Annotated in this window: 19 protein-coding genes and 2 tRNA genes; 8 read left to right on the top strand and 13 right to left on the bottom strand. The window is 69.3% G+C overall.

What is annotated here, in order from left to right; translation table 11 throughout:
- Window positions 1-11 precede the first annotated feature (11 nt).
- The 3 genes from HY049_07610 to rho all read left to right on the top strand — a co-directional run bounded on the left by HY049_07610 (window position 12) and on the right by rho (window position 4,642).
- The gene (locus HY049_07610) at window positions 12-1,085 is read left to right on the top strand and encodes a glycerate kinase (GenBank protein ID MBI3448764.1); all 1,074 of its coding nucleotides are present in this window, start codon (window positions 12-14) and stop codon (window positions 1,083-1,085) included.
- 556 nt (window positions 1,086-1,641) lie between these two features.
- Window positions 1,642-3,156, top strand: a complete 1,515-nt coding sequence (locus HY049_07605) for a sigma-70 family RNA polymerase sigma factor (protein MBI3448763.1) — start codon at window positions 1,642-1,644, stop codon at window positions 3,154-3,156.
- 40 nt (window positions 3,157-3,196) lie between these two features.
- Window positions 3,197-4,642: a transcription termination factor Rho gene (gene rho / locus HY049_07600; GenBank protein MBI3448762.1), complete on the top strand. Its 1,446-nt coding sequence runs from the start codon at window positions 3,197-3,199 to the stop codon at window positions 4,640-4,642.
- 21 nt (window positions 4,643-4,663) lie between these two features.
- Here the strand turns inward: rho and HY049_07595 are convergent, their stop codons facing one another.
- The gene (locus HY049_07595) at window positions 4,664-6,439 is read right to left on the bottom strand and encodes a DUF885 domain-containing protein (protein MBI3448761.1); all 1,776 of its coding nucleotides are present in this window, start codon (window positions 6,437-6,439) and stop codon (window positions 4,664-4,666) included.
- Window positions 6,440-6,468: 29 nt separating this feature from the next.
- Here HY049_07595 and HY049_07590 point away from each other — a divergent pair, with 29 nt between their 5' ends.
- Entirely contained in the window at window positions 6,469-6,762 is a 294-nt protein-coding gene (locus tag HY049_07590; GenBank protein ID MBI3448760.1) for a hypothetical protein, read from the top strand.
- 9 nt (window positions 6,763-6,771) lie between these two features.
- Here HY049_07590 and HY049_07585 read toward each other — a convergent pair.
- The 3 genes from HY049_07585 to HY049_07575 form a co-directional block, all read right to left on the bottom strand.
- Window positions 6,772-6,862 (bottom strand) — tRNA-Ser (locus HY049_07585).
- A 379-nt stretch (window positions 6,863-7,241) separates the two neighbouring features.
- Window positions 7,242-7,688, bottom strand: a complete 447-nt coding sequence (locus HY049_07580; protein MBI3448759.1) for a nucleoside deaminase — start codon at window positions 7,686-7,688, stop codon at window positions 7,242-7,244.
- Window positions 7,689-7,821: 133 nt separating this feature from the next.
- A tRNA-Arg gene (locus HY049_07575) sits at window positions 7,822-7,898 on the bottom strand.
- Between the two features lie 171 nt (window positions 7,899-8,069).
- Here HY049_07575 and HY049_07570 point away from each other — a divergent pair.
- On the top strand, window positions 8,070-9,050 hold the full coding sequence (locus HY049_07570) for an NAD(P)/FAD-dependent oxidoreductase (GenBank protein MBI3448758.1): 981 nt from the start codon (window positions 8,070-8,072) through the stop codon (window positions 9,048-9,050).
- A gap of 20 nt (window positions 9,051-9,070) precedes the next feature.
- On the opposite strand, the gene HY049_07565 is transcribed toward HY049_07570, so the two are convergent.
- Entirely contained in the window at window positions 9,071-9,280 is a 210-nt protein-coding gene (locus HY049_07565; GenBank protein MBI3448757.1) for a ferredoxin, read from the bottom strand.
- A gap of 402 nt (window positions 9,281-9,682) precedes the next feature.
- Between HY049_07565 and HY049_07560 the strand changes: the two genes are divergently transcribed.
- Window positions 9,683-10,258: a response regulator gene (locus HY049_07560; GenBank protein MBI3448756.1), complete on the top strand. Its 576-nt coding sequence runs from the start codon at window positions 9,683-9,685 to the stop codon at window positions 10,256-10,258.
- A 36-nt stretch (window positions 10,259-10,294) separates the two neighbouring features.
- On the top strand, window positions 10,295-13,561 hold the full coding sequence (locus HY049_07555; protein MBI3448755.1) for a PAS domain S-box protein: 3,267 nt from the start codon (window positions 10,295-10,297) through the stop codon (window positions 13,559-13,561).
- Between the two features lie 7 nt (window positions 13,562-13,568).
- Here the strand turns inward: HY049_07555 and HY049_07550 are convergent, their stop codons facing one another.
- The 5 genes from HY049_07550 to HY049_07530 are packed head-to-tail and all read right to left on the bottom strand — an operon-like array spanning window position 13,569 to window position 16,445.
- Window positions 13,569-13,775 (bottom strand): YtxH domain-containing protein, encoded by a 207-nt coding sequence (locus HY049_07550; protein ID MBI3448754.1) that lies wholly within the window; start codon window positions 13,773-13,775, stop codon window positions 13,569-13,571.
- A complete protein-coding gene (locus HY049_07545; protein MBI3448753.1) occupies window positions 13,768-14,181 on the bottom strand; it encodes a hypothetical protein in 414 nt (137 codons plus the stop codon). The genes HY049_07550 and HY049_07545 overlap by 8 nt, the downstream gene beginning before the upstream one ends.
- A 27-nt stretch (window positions 14,182-14,208) precedes the next feature.
- Window positions 14,209-14,790 (bottom strand): LemA family protein, encoded by a 582-nt coding sequence (locus tag HY049_07540; GenBank protein ID MBI3448752.1) that lies wholly within the window; start codon window positions 14,788-14,790, stop codon window positions 14,209-14,211.
- Between the two features lie 44 nt (window positions 14,791-14,834).
- Window positions 14,835-15,572 carry a nucleotidyltransferase domain-containing protein gene (locus HY049_07535; protein ID MBI3448751.1) on the bottom strand — a complete coding sequence of 246 codons (738 nt, stop codon included), beginning with the start codon at window positions 15,570-15,572 and terminating at the stop codon, window positions 14,835-14,837.
- A 51-nt stretch (window positions 15,573-15,623) separates the two neighbouring features.
- On the bottom strand, window positions 15,624-16,445 hold the full coding sequence (locus HY049_07530; GenBank protein ID MBI3448750.1) for a TPM domain-containing protein: 822 nt from the start codon (window positions 16,443-16,445) through the stop codon (window positions 15,624-15,626).
- 83 nt (window positions 16,446-16,528) lie between these two features.
- Between HY049_07530 and HY049_07525 the strand changes: the two genes are divergently transcribed.
- The gene (locus tag HY049_07525) at window positions 16,529-17,533 is read left to right on the top strand and encodes an EamA family transporter (GenBank protein ID MBI3448749.1); all 1,005 of its coding nucleotides are present in this window, start codon (window positions 16,529-16,531) and stop codon (window positions 17,531-17,533) included.
- A 9-nt stretch (window positions 17,534-17,542) separates the two neighbouring features.
- Here HY049_07525 and HY049_07520 read toward each other — a convergent pair whose 3' ends face one another.
- From HY049_07520 to HY049_07510, 3 genes are read right to left on the bottom strand one after another with little or no spacing between them, the layout of a single operon-like run.
- On the bottom strand, window positions 17,543-18,763 hold the full coding sequence (locus HY049_07520) for an ABC transporter permease (protein ID MBI3448748.1): 1,221 nt from the start codon (window positions 18,761-18,763) through the stop codon (window positions 17,543-17,545).
- On the bottom strand, window positions 18,763-19,572 hold the full coding sequence (locus HY049_07515; GenBank protein ID MBI3448747.1) for an ABC transporter ATP-binding protein: 810 nt from the start codon (window positions 19,570-19,572) through the stop codon (window positions 18,763-18,765). Before HY049_07515 ends, HY049_07520 begins: the two co-directional genes overlap by 1 nt.
- A 22-nt stretch (window positions 19,573-19,594) precedes the next feature.
- Window positions 19,595-21,115 (bottom strand): efflux RND transporter periplasmic adaptor subunit, encoded by a 1,521-nt coding sequence (locus HY049_07510; GenBank protein ID MBI3448746.1) that lies wholly within the window; start codon window positions 21,113-21,115, stop codon window positions 19,595-19,597.
- Window positions 21,116-21,161 lie beyond the last annotated feature (46 nt).

The raw sequence follows: 21,161 nt of genomic DNA, 5'->3' as shown, positions 1-21,161 counted from the left end.
AGCGGGCCGCAGTGCGCGTCCTGCTCGCCCCCGACAAGTTCAAGGGGACCCTCACCGCGGCCGAGGTGTGCCGCCACCTCCGCGCGGGGATCCTGGCCGCGCACCCCGGCGCCGAGGTGATCTCCCATCCGCTGGCCGACGGCGGGGAGGGGACGCTCGACGTGCTGCTCTCGGCCCTGGGAGGCGAGAGGCTCGCCCTTGCCGCCACGGGGCCGCTCGGGGAGACGCGGCACCCCGAGGTCCTGAGGCTTCCGGACGGGACAATCGTGATCGAGTCGGCCCGGATCTGCGGGCTCGATCTCGTCCCGCCTCGGGCCCGAAACCCGATGCGGGCGACCACGTATGGTCTCGGCACCGTGGTCGCGGCGGTCGCCGCGATGGAGCCGAGCGCGATCGCGGTGGGGCTCGGGGGATCGGCCACCGTCGATGGCGGGTTGGGCGCCGCGAGGGCCCTTGGCTGCAGGTTGATCGGGGAGGAAGGGGGGACCCTCGAAGGGTGCGGCGAAGATCTCGCGAAGCTCAGATCGATCGAGCCGCCCGCGTCCCGCGGGAGAAGCGCGGCGGCGCCGCGTCTGACGGTGCTCTGCGACGTCGACAATCCCCTGGTCGGCCCCGCCGGGGCTGCCGAGGTCTTCGCGGCCCAGAAGGGGGCTTCGCCGCTCGAGGTCGCCGCCCTTTCGCTCGGTCTCCGAAATATCGCTTCGATCATCGAGCGGGATCTGGGCGCCAGGGTCGCGGATCTACCGGGAGGCGGCGCGGCAGGCGGGCTCGGCGCCATGCTTCACGCATTGTGCGGCGGTCGGCTGGTGCCGGGACCGGGGGCTCTGGCGGATTGGACCGGACTTGACCGGAGTCTGTCGGGGGCGGATCTCGTCGTCACAGGCGAGGGTGCCTTCGACTCGACGGCGGACCGGGGGAAGGTGGTCCGCGAGGTCATTCGGCGGGCGGGTCGACGACGGATTCCGGTTGTGGTGGTCTGCGGGCGATGGGACGGAGCCGAGGTCCCCGGCTCGGTGCGAGTCGTCGTTGGCGGGAATCGGGTGAATGAAGAAATTTTGCACGCCATCGGAAGAACCGTCCTGTAGGCGACGCTTCACCCCGGGAATCCCGGCCCGTGTCGCCGCACTCGCCGCGCCGACCGCGTCGAGCCGGTGATGTAGCTGAAAACGCTTGGTTTATGCTCTGGCGAAAAAACGTTGAGAGAGTTGCTTGACAGGGTTGAGACCCGGAGTATGATTTCCACAACTGTCGGTGTATCCGGGGCTCGTCCGGTTCTTTCATCCGTCGGCTTGATCCTGGGGCACCCGCGCGACGCACTCATCCCCCTTCGCGCGTGTCGAGGAAATCGAAGACGAATGTCGCCGCACTATCCCGAGGACCGATGGGGGGGGTGAGCCCGCACCGAACCATCCGGCAATGAGCCGGACCGCATCATACGCACTCGCTCGGCGTCGGCCACAGGCGCGACGCCACGGCAGCCGCGCGCAGCATCAGCGACACTGGAGCTTCGAGAAGCCGGGTCTGGGCGGCACGGAATGCGCGCGGGGTCCGCGCGGGTCGAAGGACGGAAGGCGATAATCCTTCCTGCGGCATGGGCAGGGGCCGGCGGGAGAAGGCAGACGTAGTTCAGGAGGCGATCGGATGAAGTCGGTGAAGCCGGTTGTGGCGGGTCAGAGGAGAAAGCCCGCCGCGGGAGATGCCCCGATTTCGGGCTCGTGGCAGGCGGCCTGGCCCGAGGCGGACAAGATCCCCGGAGTCCCCGCCTCGTCGAAGGGCACCGGGGCAGAGGCCGACTTCGATGACGCCGGGTCTTTCGAGGCCGTGTTCGTCGATCGCGAGACCACCGAGGGGGCGGCCGCTCCCGAGCCCGCGCCCCAGGCCGTGGCCGAGGAGAAGGAAGAGCACGTCGAGAAGCCCGACGACGATCGTCAGGCGGGCCTGCTGTCCATCTATTTCCGGGACATGAGCGAGACGCAGCTCCTCACCAAGGAGCGCGAGGTGGAGCTCGCGAAGCGGATGGAGCAGGGGAAGCTCGGCCTCAACGCCGTCATCCGCCGCTGCGCTTCGCTGTGGAAGGCGCACGTCCCCGCGGACGTCAACAAGGATTTCACGAAGGGGGAGATCCCGCGACAGTACCTCGATCTGTTCGTCGAGAAGCTCGTGCGCGGCGCCCGCAAGACCCAGGATCTGAACGACCGCATCCGCATCCTCAAGCAGCGGGCCGGCTCCATCCATGACGGTCCCGCGGCGGGAGGCCGCCCGAAGCGCGTCGGAAAGAAGCTCCGCGTCGGCCCCGCGGTGCAGGGATCCCGCCTCGAGAAGATCCGCTCGGAGATCAAGGGCTACCGGGCGGGGATTCGCACCGCCGCGAAGGAGGTCTTTCTCACTCCCGAGGTGCTTCTCGAGCAGGCGGATCGGGCCCTGAAGTCGCGCGACATCCTCGATCGGGCGCGCGAGGAGATGATCCGCGCCAACCTCCGCCTCGTCGTCTTCATCGCGAAGCGTTACGTCAACCAGGGGCTCTCGCTCATGGATCTGATCCAGGAGGGGAACCTGGGTCTGATGAAGGCGGTCGAGAAGTTCGAGTACCGCCGCGGCTACAAGTTCTCGACGTACGCCTTCTGGTGGATCAAGCAGGCGATGGACCGGGCGATCGCGGACAAGTCGCGCATCATCCGCATTCCGGTCCACATGAACGAGAAGTACAAGAAGGTGTCCGACGCGGTCCGGGAGCTGACCAAGGCCATGGGGCGCGAGCCCTCGCCGAAGGAAATCGCGCGCAAGATGCACATGCCCATCCCGAAGATCAAGGAGATCCTCGAGCTGGTCAAGGACCCGATCTTCTTCGAGAGGAACGGCGACGACGACGAGGGGGGCGGACTGCTCCGCTTCATCTCCGACGACAAGGCGATCTCGCCCTTCGAGCAGGCCGTCACCCGCGACCGCAGCGAGAAGATCGAGGAGGCGCTCCAGACCCTCTCCGAGAAGGAGGGGAACGTCATCCGGATGCGCTTCGGGATCGGCGTCCATCGGAACTACACCCTGGAAGAGGTGGGCCGCGAGATGGGATTGACCCGCGAGCGGATCCGCCAGATCGAGTCGAAAGCCCTCAAGAAGCTGCTCAAGTCCAAGAAACTCCGAGAACTCCTCACCTGAGCACGAACTCCCCGCGCAGGTCGGGAGCAGCGCCCGAACTATGAACGGAAGGCGCGGCAGACCCCACAAGCTCCACGGGAACTTCCGGCCGGACCACCAGTTCCGCAATCAACAGCGCGGGGGTGGACCGGGCGGGCAGGGTGCGCCCACGCAGCGGTTCGACCGGCTCCCCGACGCGGTGGCCACCGCCCCGAGGCCGGCGACGGCGCCCGCCGGGCCCTCCCACTCGCTCCAGCAGCTCAAGGAAGCGCCCGTCCCGGAGCTGGTCCGAATCGCGCGCGAGCTGGACGTTCCGAACGCGACGGCCGCGAAGAAGCACGATATCATCTTCCAGATCCTCAAGCACCAGACCGAGCAGAGCGGGTACATCTTCCTCGAGGGGGTTCTCGAGGTCCTTCCCGACGGGTTCGGCTTCCTCCGGGCCAGGGAGCACAACTACCTCTCGGGACCCGAGGACGTCTACGTCTCCCCGTCGCAGGTTCAGACCTTCGATCTGAACACGGGGGACACCGTGAGCGGCCAGGTCCGCCCGCCCAGGGAGGGGGAGAGGTACTTCGCCCTCATCAAGGTCGAGGCGATCAACTCCGAGCCGCCGGAGCGCTCCAAGGAGCGGATTTTCTTCGACAACCTGACGCCCCTCTACCCGAACACGCGGATCCGGCTCGAGACGACCCCCGACAACGCGTCGGGGCGCGTGATGGACCTTCTCATCCCGATCGGGAAGGGGCAGCGCGGGCTGATCGTCGCGCCGCCCCGCACCGGCAAGACGATGCTCCTCCAGTCGATCGCGAACTCGATCTCGACGAACCATCCCGAGGTCTACCTAATCGTGCTTCTCATCGACGAGCGCCCCGAGGAGGTCACCGACATGGAGCGCACGGTCAAGGGGGAGGTCGTCTCGTCGACGTTCGACGAGCCGGCCGGCGAGCACGTGCAGGTGGCCGAGATGGTCATCGAGAAGGCGAAGCGCCTCGTCGAGTACGGCAGGGACGTCGTCATCCTGCTCGACTCGATCACGCGGCTCGGCCGCGCCTACAACACCGTGGCGCCGTCCTCCGGAAAGGTGCTGTCGGGAGGGATCGACTCCAACGCCCTCCAGAAGCCGAAGCGGTTCTTCGGGGCCGCGCGCAACATCGAGGAGGGGGGCAGCCTCACGATCATGGCGACGGCCCTCGTCGACACCGGCTCCCGCATGGACGACGTGATCTTCGAGGAGTTCAAGGGGACGGGCAACATGGAGCTCCACCTCGACCGGACGCTTGTCGATCGCCGCGTCTTCCCGGCCATCGACATCACGCGCAGCGGCACGCGCAAGGAGGAGCTCCTGCTCCCCAAGGAGGACCTGAACAAGCTGTGGGTGCTCAGGAAGGTGCTGAACCAGCTCTCGGTGGTGGAGTCGGTCGAGCTGCTCCTCGACAAGCTCGGCAAGACGAAAGCGAACGCCGATTTCCTGAAGATGATGGTCGACTCCTCCCGCGGCGGGTGACGCCCCGGGGCGCCGCGGCCGTCACGCGGTGTCCATCCCCTCCAGCATCAGGCGCCGCACCGCACGCGGCGGGATTGTCCCGAACGAGAGCAGCGTCTCGTTGAACCGCCTGAGCGAGAACGCGGCGCCCTCGCGCGCGCGGCAATCCCGCAGGAGATCCCCCAGCTCCACGAGCCCCACGAAGTAGGTCGAGAGCTGCGCCGCCGTGATCTTCGCGCGGCGGAGCTTGCCGACGGCCTCCGCTTCCTCCTGGAAACCGTACTCCCGCATGAAATCGAGCGCCCACCGATCCGCCTCGACGTCGGTCATCCGCTCCGTGTGCAGGCGGGCGTCGAGGATGGCGTTGATGGGGCTGCGCAGATTGATCTTCTTGTGGATCAGCAGGCACTCCGGCTCGTCCGCCGCGTACCCGGCCGCGAACATCTGCTCCTCGACGAGGACGGCCCATCCTTCCGCGAAGGTGTTGTTCGCGTAGATCTTCTTGTAGATCGAGGCGTACGGCGAATTCATCGCGTACCAGAACTGCACGTAATGGCCGGGCAGCGCCTCGTGAATCGTCAGGCTCTGCAGGCCGTAGTCGTTGTACTCCCGAAGGAACGACTCCGCGCGGGCGCGATCCCCCTCGGGATTCCCCGTCGCGGGGATCGACGAGATCCAGTACGACTTCTTCAGATGCGGCTCGAACGCGGGCGGAGGCTGAAAGAACGCCACGGCGAGGCCGTCGAGGAACCCAGGGGTCCGCTCGACGACGAAGTTGTCGGACTCCGGAGGGAGCGTGAGGAGATCGACCTTCCGGATGAAGTCGCGCGCCCGCGGGACCCACCTCTCCTTCACGTCGGGGAAGAGGCGATCCGGGGTCGAGTGCCGGAGGCTGATCCGATCGATCACTTCGCGCACGATCACGTTGACACGGGCCTCCCCCGTCTCGCCGTGCGCGTGTTCCGGGAACATGGAGGCGTGCAGCGGCTCGGCGAGCCCCAGCATCGCCGCGCGCTCCGAGCGCAGGCGCTCCCACGCCCGACTCTGGATCTCCTCGGGCCCGAGGTCGCTCTGCAGCGACAGGCGAAGCTTCCGGGCCCACCTCTCCGGCCCCAGCCGCCAGTCGCCGTTCGAGCGCGGGAGGAGGTCGTCCCGCAGGAACGACTCGTACGACTCGAGCGCGCGGAGCGTTGGCCCCCTCGCGGCGTCGAGCCGCTCCGCGAGCGCCGGAGCGTGGCGGTACAGCCCGGGAAGCGTCTCCTCGAAGAAGGCGATGTTCGCCCGGTGCTGCTGCAGGATGAACTCCGTGACGACGCGCGGCGGGTCGGCGAGATTGGCCTTCGCCTGATCGAGGAATCGCGGGATCGCGTCCATTCTCGAGAGGAGCGACTCCAGGCGGTCCGGCCACGCCGGGTCCCCCTCCTCGAGGATGGTGAGGAAGAGCGTTCCGTACCCGAGCAGCTCGTTGTAGTGCCCCGGGTCGTGGATGTGGGGTTTCAGCTCCTCGAGGGAGAACAGGCTCGCCTCGATGTCGCCGGTCACGAGGTCCAGATCGATCAGCGCGCCCGTCGACATCCTGCCGCGCGCCAGCCCCGCGAAGAGAGCCCTCGCCTCCCGGTAGAAGCGAACCCGCTCCTGGATGCCCCCGGGGCTGTGGTCCTCGAGCCGGCCGTCGAAGGCGTGGTAGCCGTAGTAGGTCGCCGACACCGGGTTCAACTGAAGCGACGATCTCAGATACGCCTCGGCGGACTCGTAGAACGCGCGCTCCTCCTCGCCGGAGGTCGCGGGGCGCGGGATCGGCGGCGCGCTCGGGGTCATCGACAGGAGGGTGCTAGAATCCGGAGGCCATGGACGACTCGACGCTCGACATCGCCTGTCCGTGCTGCGCCGCGGTCATCACCGTCGATCGCACGACGGGCGCGATCATCACCCACGTCTCGCCCAAGAAGGGCACCCAGTTCACGTTCGAGGAGGCCGCCGGCGAGGTGCAGGCCGCGAAGAAACGGGCGGCATCGCAGTTCGACAGGGCGCTTGGGGAGCGGGCTCATCAGAGCGAGATCCTCGAGAAGAAATTCCGCAAAGCGCTCGAAAAGGCCGCCGACGACGAAACCCCTCCCGAGAAACCATTCGATCTCGACTGACGGTGCGGCTGGCGGAGAGGGTGGGATTCGAACCCACGTGCCGGTTTCCCGACAACCCGCTTTCGAGGCGGGCCCGTTGCGACCACTTCGGTACCTCTCCGCGGCACGCGTTTCGGAAGCCGCACAGTATAACCACAACTCCCGCGGACTGACACCCCTCGGCTCCCGGCGCTCCGGGGCGCGCGGCCGTCCGTCCCCGGGGCCGGTGCGCCCGTCGCGGCGACGGCCCGGAATGCCGTGTCAACAGCGGGGTATTGCCGTTACGACATTTTTCCCAGGATCTTGTGGCGCGGCGGCGCGGCTGTGCGTATATCAAGGTCGTCCTCGAGGGCCCGCGCGGAGGGGAACGCATCAGGGCCACGGGCGGCGTCGGTCCGAGCCGCCGGGAGGAGGAGGTCGCCGGCGATCGTGGCCGGCGATTCATGTGGCCGGGCCGGCGCCACGCCGCCATGGGGGTCGAGGCGCCGGCCTTGCGCGTGTCAGGCCCCGGTTCTTCCCCGCCGCCTCGCGGCGAAGAATTCCTTCAGCAGCTGCGACGCCTCGCGCCCGAGCAACCCTCGCGAAAGCTCGAAGCGGTGGTTCAGTCTTCGTCGCCACGCCGCGTCGTCGAGGAGGCCGACGGCCCCCGCCTTCGGATCGTCCGCGGCGTAGACCAGGCGCTGGATCCGGGCCTGGACCATGGCTCCGAGGCACATGAGGCACGGCTCGAGCGTGACGTAGAGAGTGGCGCCGACCAGGCGGTGATTGCCGGCGCGCCGGGCGGCGCGCCTGAGGGCCACGATCTCCGCGTGCGCGGAGGGGTCTTTCGCCCCCACGGTGCGGTTCCCGCCGCTCGCGACACGCTTCCCGCCGAGGACGACCAGGGCGCCGACCGGCACCTCTCCCCGGGCGGCGGCGCGCGACGCGGCGGCCAGCGCCGCGCGCATCCATCGCTCGTCGTCCGGCGGTCGCGCGCTCGGAACGGAGCGGGTTCTCGCCAAGGATGACGGGTCCGTAGTCCCTCGAGGCGGCGCGGGCGGCGTCGACCGATCGCGCCGGGCGGCGTCCGCCGCGTCCGGCTGGTAGGCCCAGGAGGGTTCGAACCTCCGACCTTCGGATTCGTAGTCCGACGCTCTATCCAGCTGAGCTATGGGCCCGACCTGTGAGGAGGCCCAAACCTATCACAGCCCCGTCGGCGCGTTCAACGGAGCCGAAGACGCGGCCTCGTGCCCTGGCTCGGATGCGTGTGAGACAGGGGGGGCCCCAGGCGGGTAACATGCCGGGGCACGGGCCGTTCGTGCCGCCGTCCACGCCGTCACGAGGAGACGATGTCCCCAGAGGAACCGACCGATCTCATCATCGTGGGAGGCGGCCCGACCGGCCTCTTCGCGGCGTACTACGCGGGGTTCCGCGGGCTGCGATCGCGCATCATCGACTCGCTTCCCGAGCTCGGCGGGCAGGTGGCCGCGATGTACCCCGAGAAGCCGATCTACGACGTCGCCGGATTCCCGAAGGTCACGGGACGCGAGCTGGTGGATCGGTTGGTCGAGCAGGCCGGCCGGTACTCGCCGGACGTCCGCCTGGAGGAGCCGGTGCGCCTCATCCGGCGCGACGGCGACGCCTCGTTCACCCTCACCAGCGATCGCGGAGAGCACCGCGGCCGCGCCGTCCTCGTCACCGCGGGGATCGGCATGTTCCAGCCGAAGCGCCTGGCGTCGTTCGCGGCGTACGAAGGGAAGGGGTTGGTCTACTTCGTGCGCTCCATGGAGGTGTACCGCGGGAAGCGCGTGCTGATCGTGGGGGGAGGCGATTCAGCCGTCGACTGGACGCTCAACCTCGCGCCCATCGCCTCGGAGGTCACGCTGATTCACAGGCGCGACGTCTTTCGAGCCCACGAGGACTCCCTGCGCCAGCTGAGGGCGTCGCGGGCCGTCGTGAAGACGCCGTACGAGCTGGGAGCCGTCCGGGGCGACGGCCGGGTCGAGTCGGCGATGATCTACCACAACACCACGCGCGCGCAGGAGACGCTTGCCGTCGACGCCGTCGTCGCGGCGGTTGGATTCGTCGCCGACATCGGCCCGCTCTCGGCGTGGGGCCTCGAGCTCGACAGCCACTCGATCGTCGTGAACAGCCGCATGGAGACGAGTGAGGCGGGAATCTACGCCGCCGGTGACATCGTGTCGTATCCCGGGAAGGTCCGTCTCATCGCGACCGACTTCGGCGAGGCCGCCACTGCGATCAACAACGCCGCTCATTTCCTGAATCCGGCTTCGACGGTTTTCCCGGGCTATTCCACCCACAAAGGCTGACGGGAGCCCCCGGGGCGCCCCTACGGGAAGAGCTGCTCCCCGCCGTCGTCGTACAGCGCGATCGCCTCCGTGGGACACGACTCGGCGGCCTCGAACAGCGTCGCGTCGTCGTGCCCTTCCGCCTTGACGACGACCGCCTTCTTCTGGCCGTCGAGAGTGAACGTCTTCGGGGCCATCCCGACGCAGTTGGCCGCCCCGATGCACTTGCCTCGATCCACCACGATCTTCACCGCTGACCTCCTCCTCTTCACCCGGGGGGGGATGCCCGGCAGGTCACGATATCACGCAGGCGCCGGATCGTCCGGCGTCGAGCCTCCTTCACGCAGGGGCCTGATTCCGCAGGACCGATCCCGTCCGGGGGACGAATCGCCCTGCCTGCGGGCCCGCGGACCCCCGGGCCGAGCGCTTTGCGATGGCCGCAACAGGACTACGGGCTGGTTTGAACAATCCTGAACCTGGCCGGCTCCAAGACGAATACTCGCAAAGTGACGATTTGACTTAGTGTTACGAGGAAATAGATTTGAGAATTCAAGAATTCAAGTATACGGAGTAAAAGGACTAAATACTTTGTTTTCAAGAATCCAGGGAGCGCTCCAGAGCGGGGCCTCCGATCCAGAGGGGGACGACAGCCCATGAACGACAGACTTCTTACGACATCCGAGGTCGCTCAGTACTGCCAGGTGACGAACGACGGCGTCGTCAAGTGGATCAAGGCCAAGAAGCTCAAGGCCTACTCCACGCCGGGTGGGCACTACCGGATCCGGAAGAGCGACTTCAAGGACTTCCTCGGCCGGTACGGCATGCCCGTCGATCCGAACTTCTTCGTCGAGGAGAAGAAGCGCATCCTCGTCGTCGACGACGAGAGCTCGATCGTCGAGGTCATCAGCCAGGCGCTCAGCGACGCGCAGTCGTTCCAGGTGAACACGGCGCACGACGGCTACGAGGCCGGGCTGAAGATCGGGACGTTCCGTCCCGACCTGATCATCCTCGACATCATGATGCCCCACATGGACGGCATCGAGGTGTGCAAGCGCATCAAGGGCGATCCCGACACCGAGACGATCAAGGTCGTCGCGATCACGGGACATCCCGAGCAGGGAAACATCGATCGCGCCTACCGATCGGGAGCGGATCTCTGCCTCATGAAGCCCCTGCAGATCGAGCATCTCCGCCGCGAGGTGGCGCGGCTGCTCGAACAGGCCGCCTGACGATCCGGGAAGACTCTGACGGGCGGGAGGGGCCGGATGCCTGAATCGGCGTCGATGGAGCAGACCGTGCGCGCGGCGCTCGAAGGTCTGGGCGCGGGCGCCGGGGCCTGCCTGCTTCGGCGATCCGGGTCCGAGCTCGTCCCCGACGCCTTCTTCGGCCGCGATCCCTCCCCGGGCAGCGCGGCGATTCGTCTCTCCGCCGTCACCCACGCCTCCCGCATCGGGTCGGCCGCGCCGCCCTCGCTCGCAGCCGACGGCGATCTCGAGGCCTTCCGCCCGATCGTCGGTCCCCTCGCCTCTTGGGCCGTGTTCAGCTCGCTCTCGACTCCGTCCCCCCGGGGCGGCCATGACCGCTACGCGCTCGTGTGGGGAGAGGGCCCGCCGCCGGGCGCGCCGCTGACGGACTTCCTCCGGTCGGCGCTCGAGGAGATGGCGGGGGCCCGGCCCGACGGGACGCGGGACGATTCGGGAGAGCTTCCCGCCGATCCGGCCGCCCGGGCGTTCGACGCGAGCAGTCACGGGTTGATCCTCGCGACCCGCGACGGTCTCATCCGGAGAATCAATCGAGCCGCCGCGCGGGCCGCCGGCCCGGAGGTGCGCCTCGCGCCGGGAGACCGGCTGGCCGAGCGGCTTCCGGCTCCGGCCTGCGAGCGTCTCGCGGCCCTCATGGAGTCGGCGCAGGCGGGCGCCGCGGCGACCGAGGAGATCGATCTCGCCGCGGACGGCGACGCGCCGAGACCCATCCACGTCGGCGTCGACCTCCTGGATCTCCCCCACGAGCCCGTCTTCCTCCTGTCGCTCCGGGAGCTGACGGAGCGCGACCGCCTCGTCGAGCACCTCCGCCGGGAGAAGGATTTCACGCGCAGCCTCCTCGAGGCGGCGAACGCCTGCGTGCTCGGCCTCGATCTCCAGGGGCGCACGATTCTCTTCAACAAGGTCTTCCAGGATCTGACGGGATGCCGGCTCGCCGACGTCCTCGGCCGGGAGGCTATCGAGCTGCTCGTGCCCGAGCCGAGCCGCCCGTCCTGGCGCGAGGCGCACCTTCTCGCCCTCTCGGGAGGCAAGGTCGAGGACTGGGACTTCGCCGTGGTCACGCGCGGAGGCGCGCCGCGCGTGCTGAGCCTGAGCGCCGGCCGCATCCACGACTCGGCGGGTGCGTGCCGCGGCGTCCTCTGGACGGGGCGCGACGTCACCGACGAGAGACGCCGGGCCCTGGATCTGCGGACGCGGGAGGAGACGACCAGCCGTTCCCTGAGCCAGCTGAAGGAGTTCAGCCGGATCAGCAGCATGATCCTCCAGGAGAAGGATCTCGACAGCGTGTGCAAGATGTTCGTCGACGCCGTCAGCACCGTGAGCACGTTCCACCGCGCCATCCTGACCCTGTGCGACGACGACTTCCGCGGCTACGAGTGGTACTTCGCCGGCCTGGCCCAGGAGGACATCGACACGTTCCACCGGAACAAGATGACGAACCGGGAGCGGATCACGATCTTCCAGGAGAAGTACCGCCTGGGGAACTCGTACTACATCCCCCACAGCGAGGGGTGGCACTACGAGGGAGTGCGGAGCAGCGGCGGTCCGGCCGAGATGGTCGACTGGCATCCCGACGACTTCCTCTTCATTCCACTGTACGGAACGAACCACAAAATCGTCGGCATCGTGTCGGTCGACGACCCGGAGGACGGCCGGCGCCCGAGCGCCGAGTCGATCTCGCCGCTGGAGCTGTTCGCGAACCAGGTCGCGCACTCCATCGAGGAGAAGAAGCTCGATCAGGAGGTGCGCCAGACGACCGAGCGGTACCGCGCGCTGGTCGAGACGATGTACGACGGCGTCCTCACGGTCGATCTCCGCGAGCGGATCGTCTTCGCCAACCCGGCCTTCGGGCAGCTCGTCGGACAGCCGGAGATGCTGATCAGCGGGCGATCCCTCGGATCGCTGCTCGAGCCCGAGGACCTCGCGACGTTCCGCGCCCAGGCGGCCCTCCAGGAGGGCGGGCGCGCGGCGCGGTTCGAGATTCGCATCCGCGCGGGCGACGGGGAGCTGATCCCGGTTCACGTCTCCGCGAGCCCGTTCCGCGAGGAGAGCGCGCTCCTCGGCTGCTTCGCGATCGTGCGCGACCTGCGCGAGCAGAAGAAGGCCGAGTCGGATCGCAAGGCGATGCAGCAGCAGCTCATGCAGGCGGAGAAGCTCTCCGCGCTCGGCGAGCTCATCTCCGGCATCGCCCACGAGCTGAACAACCCGCTCACCGGCGTGATGGGGTACTCGCAGATGCTCCTCGGCTCCAGCGTCTCGGCGGAGGCGAAGGGAAACCTCGAGAAGATCCACCGCGAGGCGGTGCGGTGCCAGAAGATCGTCCAGAACCTCCTGACCTTCGCCCGCCGGCGCGCGCCGGAGCGGAAGATGCTCGACGTCAACGCGCTCGTGGAGGCGACGCTCGAGCTGCGCGAGTATCAGCTCAAGGTGGACGGCGTCGAGATCGTGAAGGAGCTCGCGGAGGGGCTTCCGAAGACGCTCGGCGACTTCCACCAGCTCCAGCAGGTCTTCGTCAACATCATCAACAACGCGCATCACGCGATGCAGGACGCGGGGCGTCCGGGCCGGCTCACGATGCGGACCGAGAGGGTCGGGGAAGCGATCCGCGTCTCGATCAAGGACAACGGCCCGGGCATTGCCGACGGTCATCTGTCCAAGATCTTCGATCCCTTCTCCACGACCAAGGAGATCGGGAAGGGAACCGGGCTGGGGCTGAGCCTCTCGTACGGGATCGTCCGCGAGCACGAGGGTCGCATCGACGTGAAGAGCCTCCCGGGCGACGGGGCCGAATTCCAGGTGGAGCTGCCGGTGAAAAACGGGACGTCGATCGTGGAGGAAGAAGCGGCGCAGGAGGCCGTTCCTCAGGCGGTCGGAAGCAGGCACATCCTCGTGGTCGACGACGAGGAGACGATCCTGGATCTCCTCGAATCCGTCCTCGAGATGTCCGGGCACCACGTGGAGCGCGCCCAGAACGGGCGCCAGGCCCTCGAGAAGGTCAGTGTCACCGACTTCGACATCATCATCTCGGACGTGAAGATGCCCGACATGGGAGGACAGAAGCTCTACGAGTGCATCGCGGAGCGCAAGCCGCACCTCAAGAAGCGGGTCATCTTCTCGACGGGGGACACGGTCAACCCCGTCACGCAGGAGCTCTTCCAGCGCACCGGCAACCACTATCTCGCGAAGCCGTTTCGCCTCGAGGAGGTCGACGCGCTCATCGCCCTGGTCGTCGACGAGACCCGGAACGACGCGGGGCCTTCCACTTCCTGACCGCCCGCTAGGACTCGCCGCGCGCGGCGCTCTGGATCCCCGCGGCCGCTTCCCGCGCCTTCTCCTGGGCGCGCTTCGCCCAGTCCGCGACCTTCTCCCTCGTCTCGGCGCCGGACTGCGGGGCGACCAGCAGCGCCACCCCCGCGCCGACGAGCGCGCCCGCCAGGAAGACGAGCGCCAGCGTCAGCTCCGAGTGCCCGCGATCGTCACTCATGCTGCGTCCCTCCCTCGCCGGCGGCGGGGGCCGGGCGGCCGCCGGTCATGAGGCTCCACGCCTGCGAGAACCCCGCGACCACGCTCGCGAGGGCCGCGAGGATCCCCGAGGAGCTTCCCTCCTTCCGGCCCGGCGGCTTCAGGAACGACAGGAAGTCCCCCATGCCGCCGATGGCTCCGCTCAGCCCGCGCGTGCCGTCCTCCATCCCGCGCATCACGCGATCCAGCCGGCCGAGGACCGAGTCCAGATTCGACGTCGCGCTCTCGATGCGGGGAGTCATGCCCTTCAGGAACTCCTCGGCCGCCCGCGCGGTCTTCCGGATCTGGATGAGCGTCGGGACGGTGTACCCGACGAGGATTCCGAGGAGGACGACGACGAACAATCCGATGATGAAAGACGGTGCCACGGGTAAACCTCCTGTTCGCTCGAAGATTCAGAACTTCACCTTCGGGACCTCCTGAGCCCCGGCAGCCGCCTCGAAGTAGTCGCGCTCCTTGAAGCCGAACGCGCCGGCGATGACGTTCACGGGAAACCGTTTCAGCGCCACATTGTAGTTCCGCACGATCTCGTTGAAGTCGCGCCGCTCGGTGGCGATGCGGTTCTCCGTCCCCGCCAGCTCGTCCTGGAGCCGGATGAAGTTGGCGTTCGCCTTCAGATCCGGGTAGGCCTCGGCAATGGCGAGGAGGCGCGAGAGAGCCGACGACATCGCGGCGTTCGCCGTGGCGGCGTCGGCGGGGGTCGTGGCTCCGGCGAGGCGGGAGCGGGCCGCGGCGACCTGCTCGAAGATCTCCTTCTCGTGGGCGGCGTACCCCTTCACGGTCTCGACGAGGTTCGGGATCAGGTCGGCGCGTCGCTGGAGGACGTTCTGGACCTGGGCCCATCCCTTATCGCTCTCCTCGTTGAGGGTCACGAGGCCGTTGTATTTCGAGACGACCCAGCCGGCCAGCACGAGCGCGATGAGGCCGAGAGCGGCGAGAATGGCGCAACCTTTTTTCAGCATCCGGTGGTTCTCCATGTATCGCCCGGGCGGAGCCGCGCCGGGCGGATCCTGATGAACGCTCAGCCCGGGCCGGGCTCCGTCCTGAGCGCGTCGAGAGCGCGCCCGAGGCGCTCCACTCCCTCGAAGTATCGGAGAAAGACGAGCCTCAACCGCTCGGAATCCCGCTTCGGTCCCGCCCCCTTCACCGCGACGGCCGCGGCGAACGGGGCCGCGTCGAGGTCGAACCGGCGCGCCAGCGCCAGGAGGACGTCCGAGGTCCGGGACGGCACCGGCTCGCCGGCGAGGCGCAGCGATCCCCGCACCAGGGCCATGACCGGACCGAGGCTCGAGGTTACGAGATCGTGGAGGGCGCGGGAGTCGCCGCTCGCCTCGAGCCACGCCGCGCGAAGCTTGAGAAGGATGGAGCGCGCCTCGCGCTCGCATTGGAGCCGCAGGTTCGCCCGGGAGACCGCGACGCCGGCGAGGGGGTCCGCCCCCGAGAGGATCTTCCGGTGATCCAGCATGTCCAGGAACTCCATCGGGAAGACGTCGGTCGAGTCGTGGATCCAGCGCGGCGTCACGAAGAGGAGCGGCGGGTTCCCGTCCTTCGTCCAGCGCTTCTGGGGGCCCGCGGCCGCGAGGAGGCGCTCCGGCGCGTCGTCCGTCACCACCACCAGCAAGTTCAGGTTCGACGCCTCGCCGGCGTGCTCGTCGCGCGCCGCCGAGCCGTAGAGGACCACCGACACGAGATCGCCGTGCAGCGCGGCGCGAAGGTTCGCGATGAGCGCGTCGAGCTTCGATTCCAGAGCTGTCGCCATGTCCGCCATCCTATGGGCCCGCCCGGCCGTTGGCCAGCGGGCCCGCCCGCATCACCAGCCGCGGGACGCCCCGCCGCCCCCGAACGATCCGCCTCCGAACCCACCGAAGCCGCCCCCCCCGAAGCCGCCGGAGCTGAACCCCCCCGAGCCGAAGCCCCCGCCGCGCCGGTAGCCCCGAGACGATCGCGCCGCGAGCAGGAGGAGGAGGCCCGTCATCAGGTTGCCGCGGCCCAGGGCGAGCGCGCGGAAGAAGAAGACCAGCGCGAAGAGCGCTGCCACAATCAGCCCGAGCGTCGGGGAGCCGGAGCGTCGACCCGCCCGCGACGCCGGCCTGAGGCCGGTGATCTGGAATCCGAACTCGCGCGCGGAGAGAGCCGCGATCCGCTCGGCGCCCGCGCGCAGGCCACCGGAGACGTCCCCGGCGCGAAACCTCGGCAGCACCTCCTCGTCGATGATCTCGCCGCAGGTTCCGTCGGTCAGGTACCCCTCGACGCCGTACCCCGCCTCGATCCGCAGCCTGCGATCGCCGATGGCGGCGAGCAGCAGCACGCCCCGGTTCTCCTTCCCGCCGATCCCCCATTCCCTGGAGATTGTGCGAGTGACCTCCTCGAGAGGGGAGCCGCCGAGGTCTTTGAGAGTAGCGACGACGAGCGCGACCTTCCCCTTCTCCCAGAGCTCACGGCTCAGCGTCTCGAGCGCGGCGGCGTCCGGCGCGCTCACGACGCGCGCGCCGTCGTAGACGCTCCCGGCTGGGCGCGGCGGGACGGCGACGGCGGCGAGCGTCGGGAGCCCCGCGAGCGCGGCGCCGATCGAGAGGGCGACCGCGCCGTACCTCAGGGTCCCGGCGGGAGGACGGTGGTTTCGGCGTCTCACGAGGACCCCACTGTGTCCCCGGCCGGGTTCGAGGTCAAGAATCCGGTTGCGGGCTCGCGCGCGTTCGTCCATTCTCTCCTGCCATGCGGGCCAAGACCACTTCCGGAACGCCCGGGCCGCCGCGCCTGCGGCTGATCGCGGCGTTCGCGGCCATCTACCTCATCTGGGGATCGACCTACCTCGCGATCCGCGTGGCGATCGAGACCATTCCGCCGCTGCTCATGGCGGGCTGCCGGCTCCTCAGCGCCGGGGCGATTCTGTGCGCGTGGGCCCGGATCACCGGCGCCGCGCGCCCGTCCTTCCGGCACTGGCGCGCCGCGACGGTCATCGGGGCGCTTCTCTTCCTCGCCGGCAACGGGGGGGTGACGTGGTCGGAGCAGCACGTCCCGTCGGGGCTCGTCGCCCTCATCATCGCGACCATCCCCATCTGGATGGCCCTCCTCGACTGGCTCGTGCACGGCGGCCGGCGCCCGGGGCGCGCGATGATCCTGGGGCTCGTCCTCGGCCTCGGCGGCATCTCCCTCCTCGTTGACCTCGGCGGGAGCCGTGCGGCGGGGGGCGTCGATCCCTTCAGCGTCGCGCTGCTGATGCTCACCTCGTCGTGCTGGGCGGCCGGCTCGCTGTACTCGCGGTCGGCGCCGCTGCCCGCCTCGCCGCTCCTCGCCGTCGGGATGGAGTGCCTCGCCGGCGGCGCCTTGCTGATCCTCGGCGGCGGGGCTCTCGGGGAGTGGGGGAGATTCACCCTGGCCTCCGTGTCGCTCCGCTCCGCGATCAGCGTCGCCTACCTCAGCCTTCTCGGCTCGGTCGTCACCTTCACGGCCTACGTGTGGCTGCTCAGGGTGACGACGGCGGCCCGGGTTTCGACGTACGCGTACGTGAACCCCGTCGTCGCCCTCGCGCTCGGCCGGGTCTTCGCGGGGGAGCCGGTCTCGCCGCGCACGCTCGCCGCGGGGGCGATCATCGTCCTCGCGGTCGTCGTGATCACCGCCACGGGCGGCGGGAGGAGCCGCGAGCCCGCCGTGACGCCGGCGCCGGCCGAGGGGGGCCGGGGCGTCGAGCCCGGGATGGCGGCGCCGCTCGACGCCTGAGCGGGCGGGTCACTCGTACCGCAGCGCGTCGATGGGATCGAGCGCCGCCGCCTTGCTCGCGGGGTAGTAGCCGAAGAAGACGCCGACGGCCGCCGAGAAGACGACCGACACGAGAATCGACGACTTCGAGATCAGCGTCGGCCACCCGAGCCCGCCCGCCATCGAGAACGAGACGAGGATCCCCAGGGTGATCCCGATCAGGCCGCCCAGCGTGCTGAGGACCAGCGCCTCCGACAGGAACTGGAGACGCACGTGGCGCGAGCGCGCGCCGACCGCCATGCGGATGCCGATCTCGCGGGTTCTCTCGGCGACGCTCACCAGCATGATGTTCATGATGCCGATGCCCCCCACGATGAGCGAGACCCCGGCGATGCTCCCGAGCAGGAGCCCCATCGTCTTCTGCGTCGCCTCGGCGGCCTCGGCCATCTCCGAGAGGTTGCGCACGTTGAAGTCGTCCTCGCGCCCCGGGGCGATCCGGTGGCGCTGACGGAGAAGCTCCGCGATCTCCTGCTCCGCGGTGTAGCCGGCGCGCGACGAGACGGCCGAGACCATGATCTGGCTCACCCACAGCGAGCTCGACGAGAGCTTTTTCTGGACCGTGGTGTAGGGGACGAGGATCGTGTCGTCCTGGTCCCGCCCCCACTGGTTCTGTCCCTTCCTCGACAGCACGCCGAGCACCCGGAACGGCAGGTTCCGGACGCGGATCGTCTGCCCCTCGGGGTCGATTCCCTGGAAGAGGTGATCGGCGACGGTGTGGCCCAGAACCGCGACGCGCGCCGCGGTCCTCACGTCGGTGTCGGTGAAGAAGGCCCCGGACTCGACCTGCCAGTTCCGGATGTCCGGGAACTGCTCGTTCGCGCCGTCGGCCCGCGTGGACCAGTTCTGGTTTCCGTAGACGACCAGCACGTTGGACCCGACCATCGGGGAGACCCACCTCACCGCCGGGCACTCCTTCTGGATCGCGTCGGCGTCCTCGGCGTTGAGCGTCTGGACGCTCCCGGCGCCCATGCGCATGCCCATGTTCTTCATGCTTCCGGGCCAGACGTACAGGATGTTCGCGCCCATCGACGAGATCTCGTTCGCGACCTGCGCCTGCGCCCCGGCGCCGAGGGAGACCATCGCGATGACCGCCGCGACGCCGATGATCACGCCGAGCATCGTCAGGACCGATCGGACGCGATTGCGGCCGAGCGCCCGGAGCGCGAGCTTGAGGATCGTCCCCGGCCCCATCAGGCCCTTCCCTCCGCCGGGCGGGGGGCGCGCGGCACGGGCGCGGCGGAGGTCACGGCGGGAGCTTCGGCCGCCGCATCGTCCTCCTCGACGGGCAGCAGCTTGAGCTGCGCGCGGGCGTCGATCCGGTCGGTCACGGCGGCGTCGGATCGGATGTGGCCGTCGCGGAACGAGACGACGCGCTTCGCGCACCGCGCGATGTCGTTCTCGTGGGTCACCAGGATGACGGTGACGCCGAGATCCGCGTTGAGCTCCTGGAAGAGGCCGAGCACGTCGAACGAGTTTCGGGTGTCGAGCGCTCCCGTCGGCTCGTCCGCGAGGATCAGCGCGGGGCGGTTCACGAGCGCGCGGGCGATCGCGACGCGCTGCTGCTGGCCTCCGCTGAGCTGGTTGGGCATGAACGCCGCGCGCCCCTCGAGGCCGACGCGGGCCAGCGACTCCTCGGCGCGGCGCCGGCGCGCAGCCGACGGGACGCCGGCGTACAGGAGCGGCAGCTCGATGTTCTCGAGAGCCGAGGTGCGGGAGAGGAGGTTGAACGTCTGGAAGACGAAGCCGAGGCGGCGGTTGCGGATGTCGGCCAGATCGTCGCGTCCGAGATCGGTGACGTCGTGCCCTTCCAGCTCGTATCGGCCGCGCGTCGGCCGGTCGAGGCATCCGACGATGTTCATCGTCGTCGATTTCCCGGAGCCCGACGCGCCGACGACGGCGACGAACTCCCCCGCGCCGATCGCGAGATGGATGCCGCGGAGCGCGTGGACCTCGAGATCGCCCGTCCGGTAGATCTTGTGCACGTCCCTGAGGAGAACCAGCGGCTCGGCGGCCATGGGCGCCCTACCGGCCCGGTCTTCCGCCGCGCGGGCCCATGGGGCCCATCGCCGATCCGAACGGCGACCTTCCCTGCGCCTGCGCGGACTCGGGGCCGACGTTCCGGCCGATGACGACGGGCTCGCCCGCCTTGAGCTGGCCGTCGACCACCTCCGTGAAGCTTCCGTCGGAGATGCCGACCCTCACGACGCGGGGCTCCGCCTTGCCGGGGGCCGCCAGCACCCACACGATGCGCGACCGCGGGATCGACTTCCGGCCGGCGGGGAAGCGGATGACGCCACCCTGGATGTCCGCCGGCGTCGTCGCCGGGGGGCCGCGCCGGAACGCGCCGCGTTTCCCGTCCCACGTGCCGCCGCCCCCTGCGCCCTCCGCGGCGCCGGCGGCCGGGACCGCGGCCGGGGGCGCGGGCTCGCCGGCGGCCTTCGCGAGCATCTCGCGCTCCTTCTCGCGCGGCACGTCGTCGGGCCAGAACCGCAGCGAGGAGTTCGGGATCCGGAGCGCGTCGGCGCGCTCGGCGATGGTGAAGGTGGTGTTCGCCGTCATCCCGGGGCGAAGCTTCAGCTCGGGGTTGGGGAAGTCGATGATGACGCTGTACGTGACGACGTTCTGCTGCGTCTGGGGATTGAGCCGGATCTGGTTGAGCGCCCCGCTGAACATCTCCCCCGGGAAGGCGTCGACGGTGAAGCCGACGCGCGAGTCGCCGGTGATCGACCCGATGTCCGCCTCGTCCACGTTGGCGACGACCTGCATCTTCGTGAGGTCGTTCGCGATCGAGAAGAGCACGGGGGCGGACAGGCTGGCCGCGACGGTCTGCCCCACGTCGACGCTGCGGGAGATGACCACGCCGTCGACGGGCGAGGTGATGACGGTGTAGACGCGGTTCACCTCGGCGAGCCTCACCGAGGCCCGCGACTGCTCGACGCGGGCCTTCGACTGCTCGAGCGCCGCGAGCGACGCCTGCACCTGGGCCTGCGCCTGCTCGACGCGCGCCGTGGCCTGATCGAACGTCGCCTGCGCGATCTCGAGATCGCGCGTGGAGACGATGCCGTCGGACTTCAGCTCGTTGGCCCGCGTGAGCGCCGCCCCGGCGTCGCGGGCGGCGACCTTCGCCGCCGCGAGGTCGGCCTGCTGCGTCGAGACCTGCGCCTGGGCGGTGCCGACGCCGGCGCGCGTGTTGTTGAGGTCGGCGCGGACCTGCTCGAGCTGCGCGTCGAAATTCGCAGGGTCGATCGTCGCGAGGACCTGCCCCTTCCTCACGACGGAGTTGAAGTCGGCGCTCAGGGTCGCGATGCGCCCGCTGACCTGGCTCCCGACCTGGACGGTGAGGACCGCCTGGATGGTGCCGGTCGCGGCCACCGAGTTCCGGATGACGCCGCGGTCCGACGTGGCCGTGAGGTAGTTGTCCGTCTCCGCGCCGTTTCCGGAGCCGAACCAGAGCCACCCCGCGCCGATCAGCGCGAGCGCGCTCAGGAAGTACCAGCGACGGGAACCGCGAAACGTGGCGGACAGGGCGGATTTCAGGCTCAAGACGCGCTCTCCGATCGAGGCGGGGGGTGGCCGTGTGCGGATCATA

The sequence above is a fragment of the Acidobacteriota bacterium genome, assembly GCA_016195325.1.
GTDB lineage: Bacteria > Acidobacteriota > Polarisedimenticolia > JACPZX01 > JACPZX01 > JACPZX01.
Note: the sequence above shows the minus strand (reverse complement) of the source record. Positions and strands in the feature narration are given on the sequence as shown.

What these genes read in the sequence shown, in the direction of transcription:
- HY049_07570 (MBI3448758.1), top strand. Translation starts at nt 8,070, where the DNA reads ATGTCCCCAGAGGAACCGACCGATCTCATCATCGTGGGAGGCGGCCCG.
- HY049_07590 (MBI3448760.1), top strand. Translation starts at nt 6,469, where the DNA reads ATGGACGACTCGACGCTCGACATCGCCTGTCCGTGCTGCGCCGCGGTC.
- HY049_07525 (MBI3448749.1), top strand. Translation starts at nt 16,529, where the DNA reads ATGCGGGCCAAGACCACTTCCGGAACGCCCGGGCCGCCGCGCCTGCGG.
- HY049_07550 (MBI3448754.1), bottom strand. Translation starts at nt 13,775, where the DNA reads ATGAGTGACGATCGCGGGCACTCGGAGCTGACGCTGGCGCTCGTCTTC.
- HY049_07520 (MBI3448748.1), bottom strand. Translation starts at nt 18,763, where the DNA reads ATGGGGCCGGGGACGATCCTCAAGCTCGCGCTCCGGGCGCTCGGCCGC.
- HY049_07560 (MBI3448756.1), top strand. Translation starts at nt 9,683, where the DNA reads ATGAACGACAGACTTCTTACGACATCCGAGGTCGCTCAGTACTGCCAG.
- HY049_07595 (MBI3448761.1), bottom strand. Translation starts at nt 6,439, where the DNA reads ATGACCCCGAGCGCGCCGCCGATCCCGCGCCCCGCGACCTCCGGCGAG.
- HY049_07580 (MBI3448759.1), bottom strand. Translation starts at nt 7,688, where the DNA reads ATGCGCGCGGCGCTGGCCGCCGCGTCGCGCGCCGCCGCCCGGGGAGAG.
- HY049_07540 (MBI3448752.1), bottom strand. Translation starts at nt 14,790, where the DNA reads ATGGAGAACCACCGGATGCTGAAAAAAGGTTGCGCCATTCTCGCCGCT.
- HY049_07535 (MBI3448751.1), bottom strand. Translation starts at nt 15,572, where the DNA reads ATGGCGACAGCTCTGGAATCGAAGCTCGACGCGCTCATCGCGAACCTT.
- rho (MBI3448762.1), top strand. Translation starts at nt 3,197, where the DNA reads ATGAACGGAAGGCGCGGCAGACCCCACAAGCTCCACGGGAACTTCCGG.
- HY049_07555 (MBI3448755.1), top strand. Translation starts at nt 10,295, where the DNA reads ATGCCTGAATCGGCGTCGATGGAGCAGACCGTGCGCGCGGCGCTCGAA.
- HY049_07605 (MBI3448763.1), top strand. Translation starts at nt 1,642, where the DNA reads ATGAAGTCGGTGAAGCCGGTTGTGGCGGGTCAGAGGAGAAAGCCCGCC.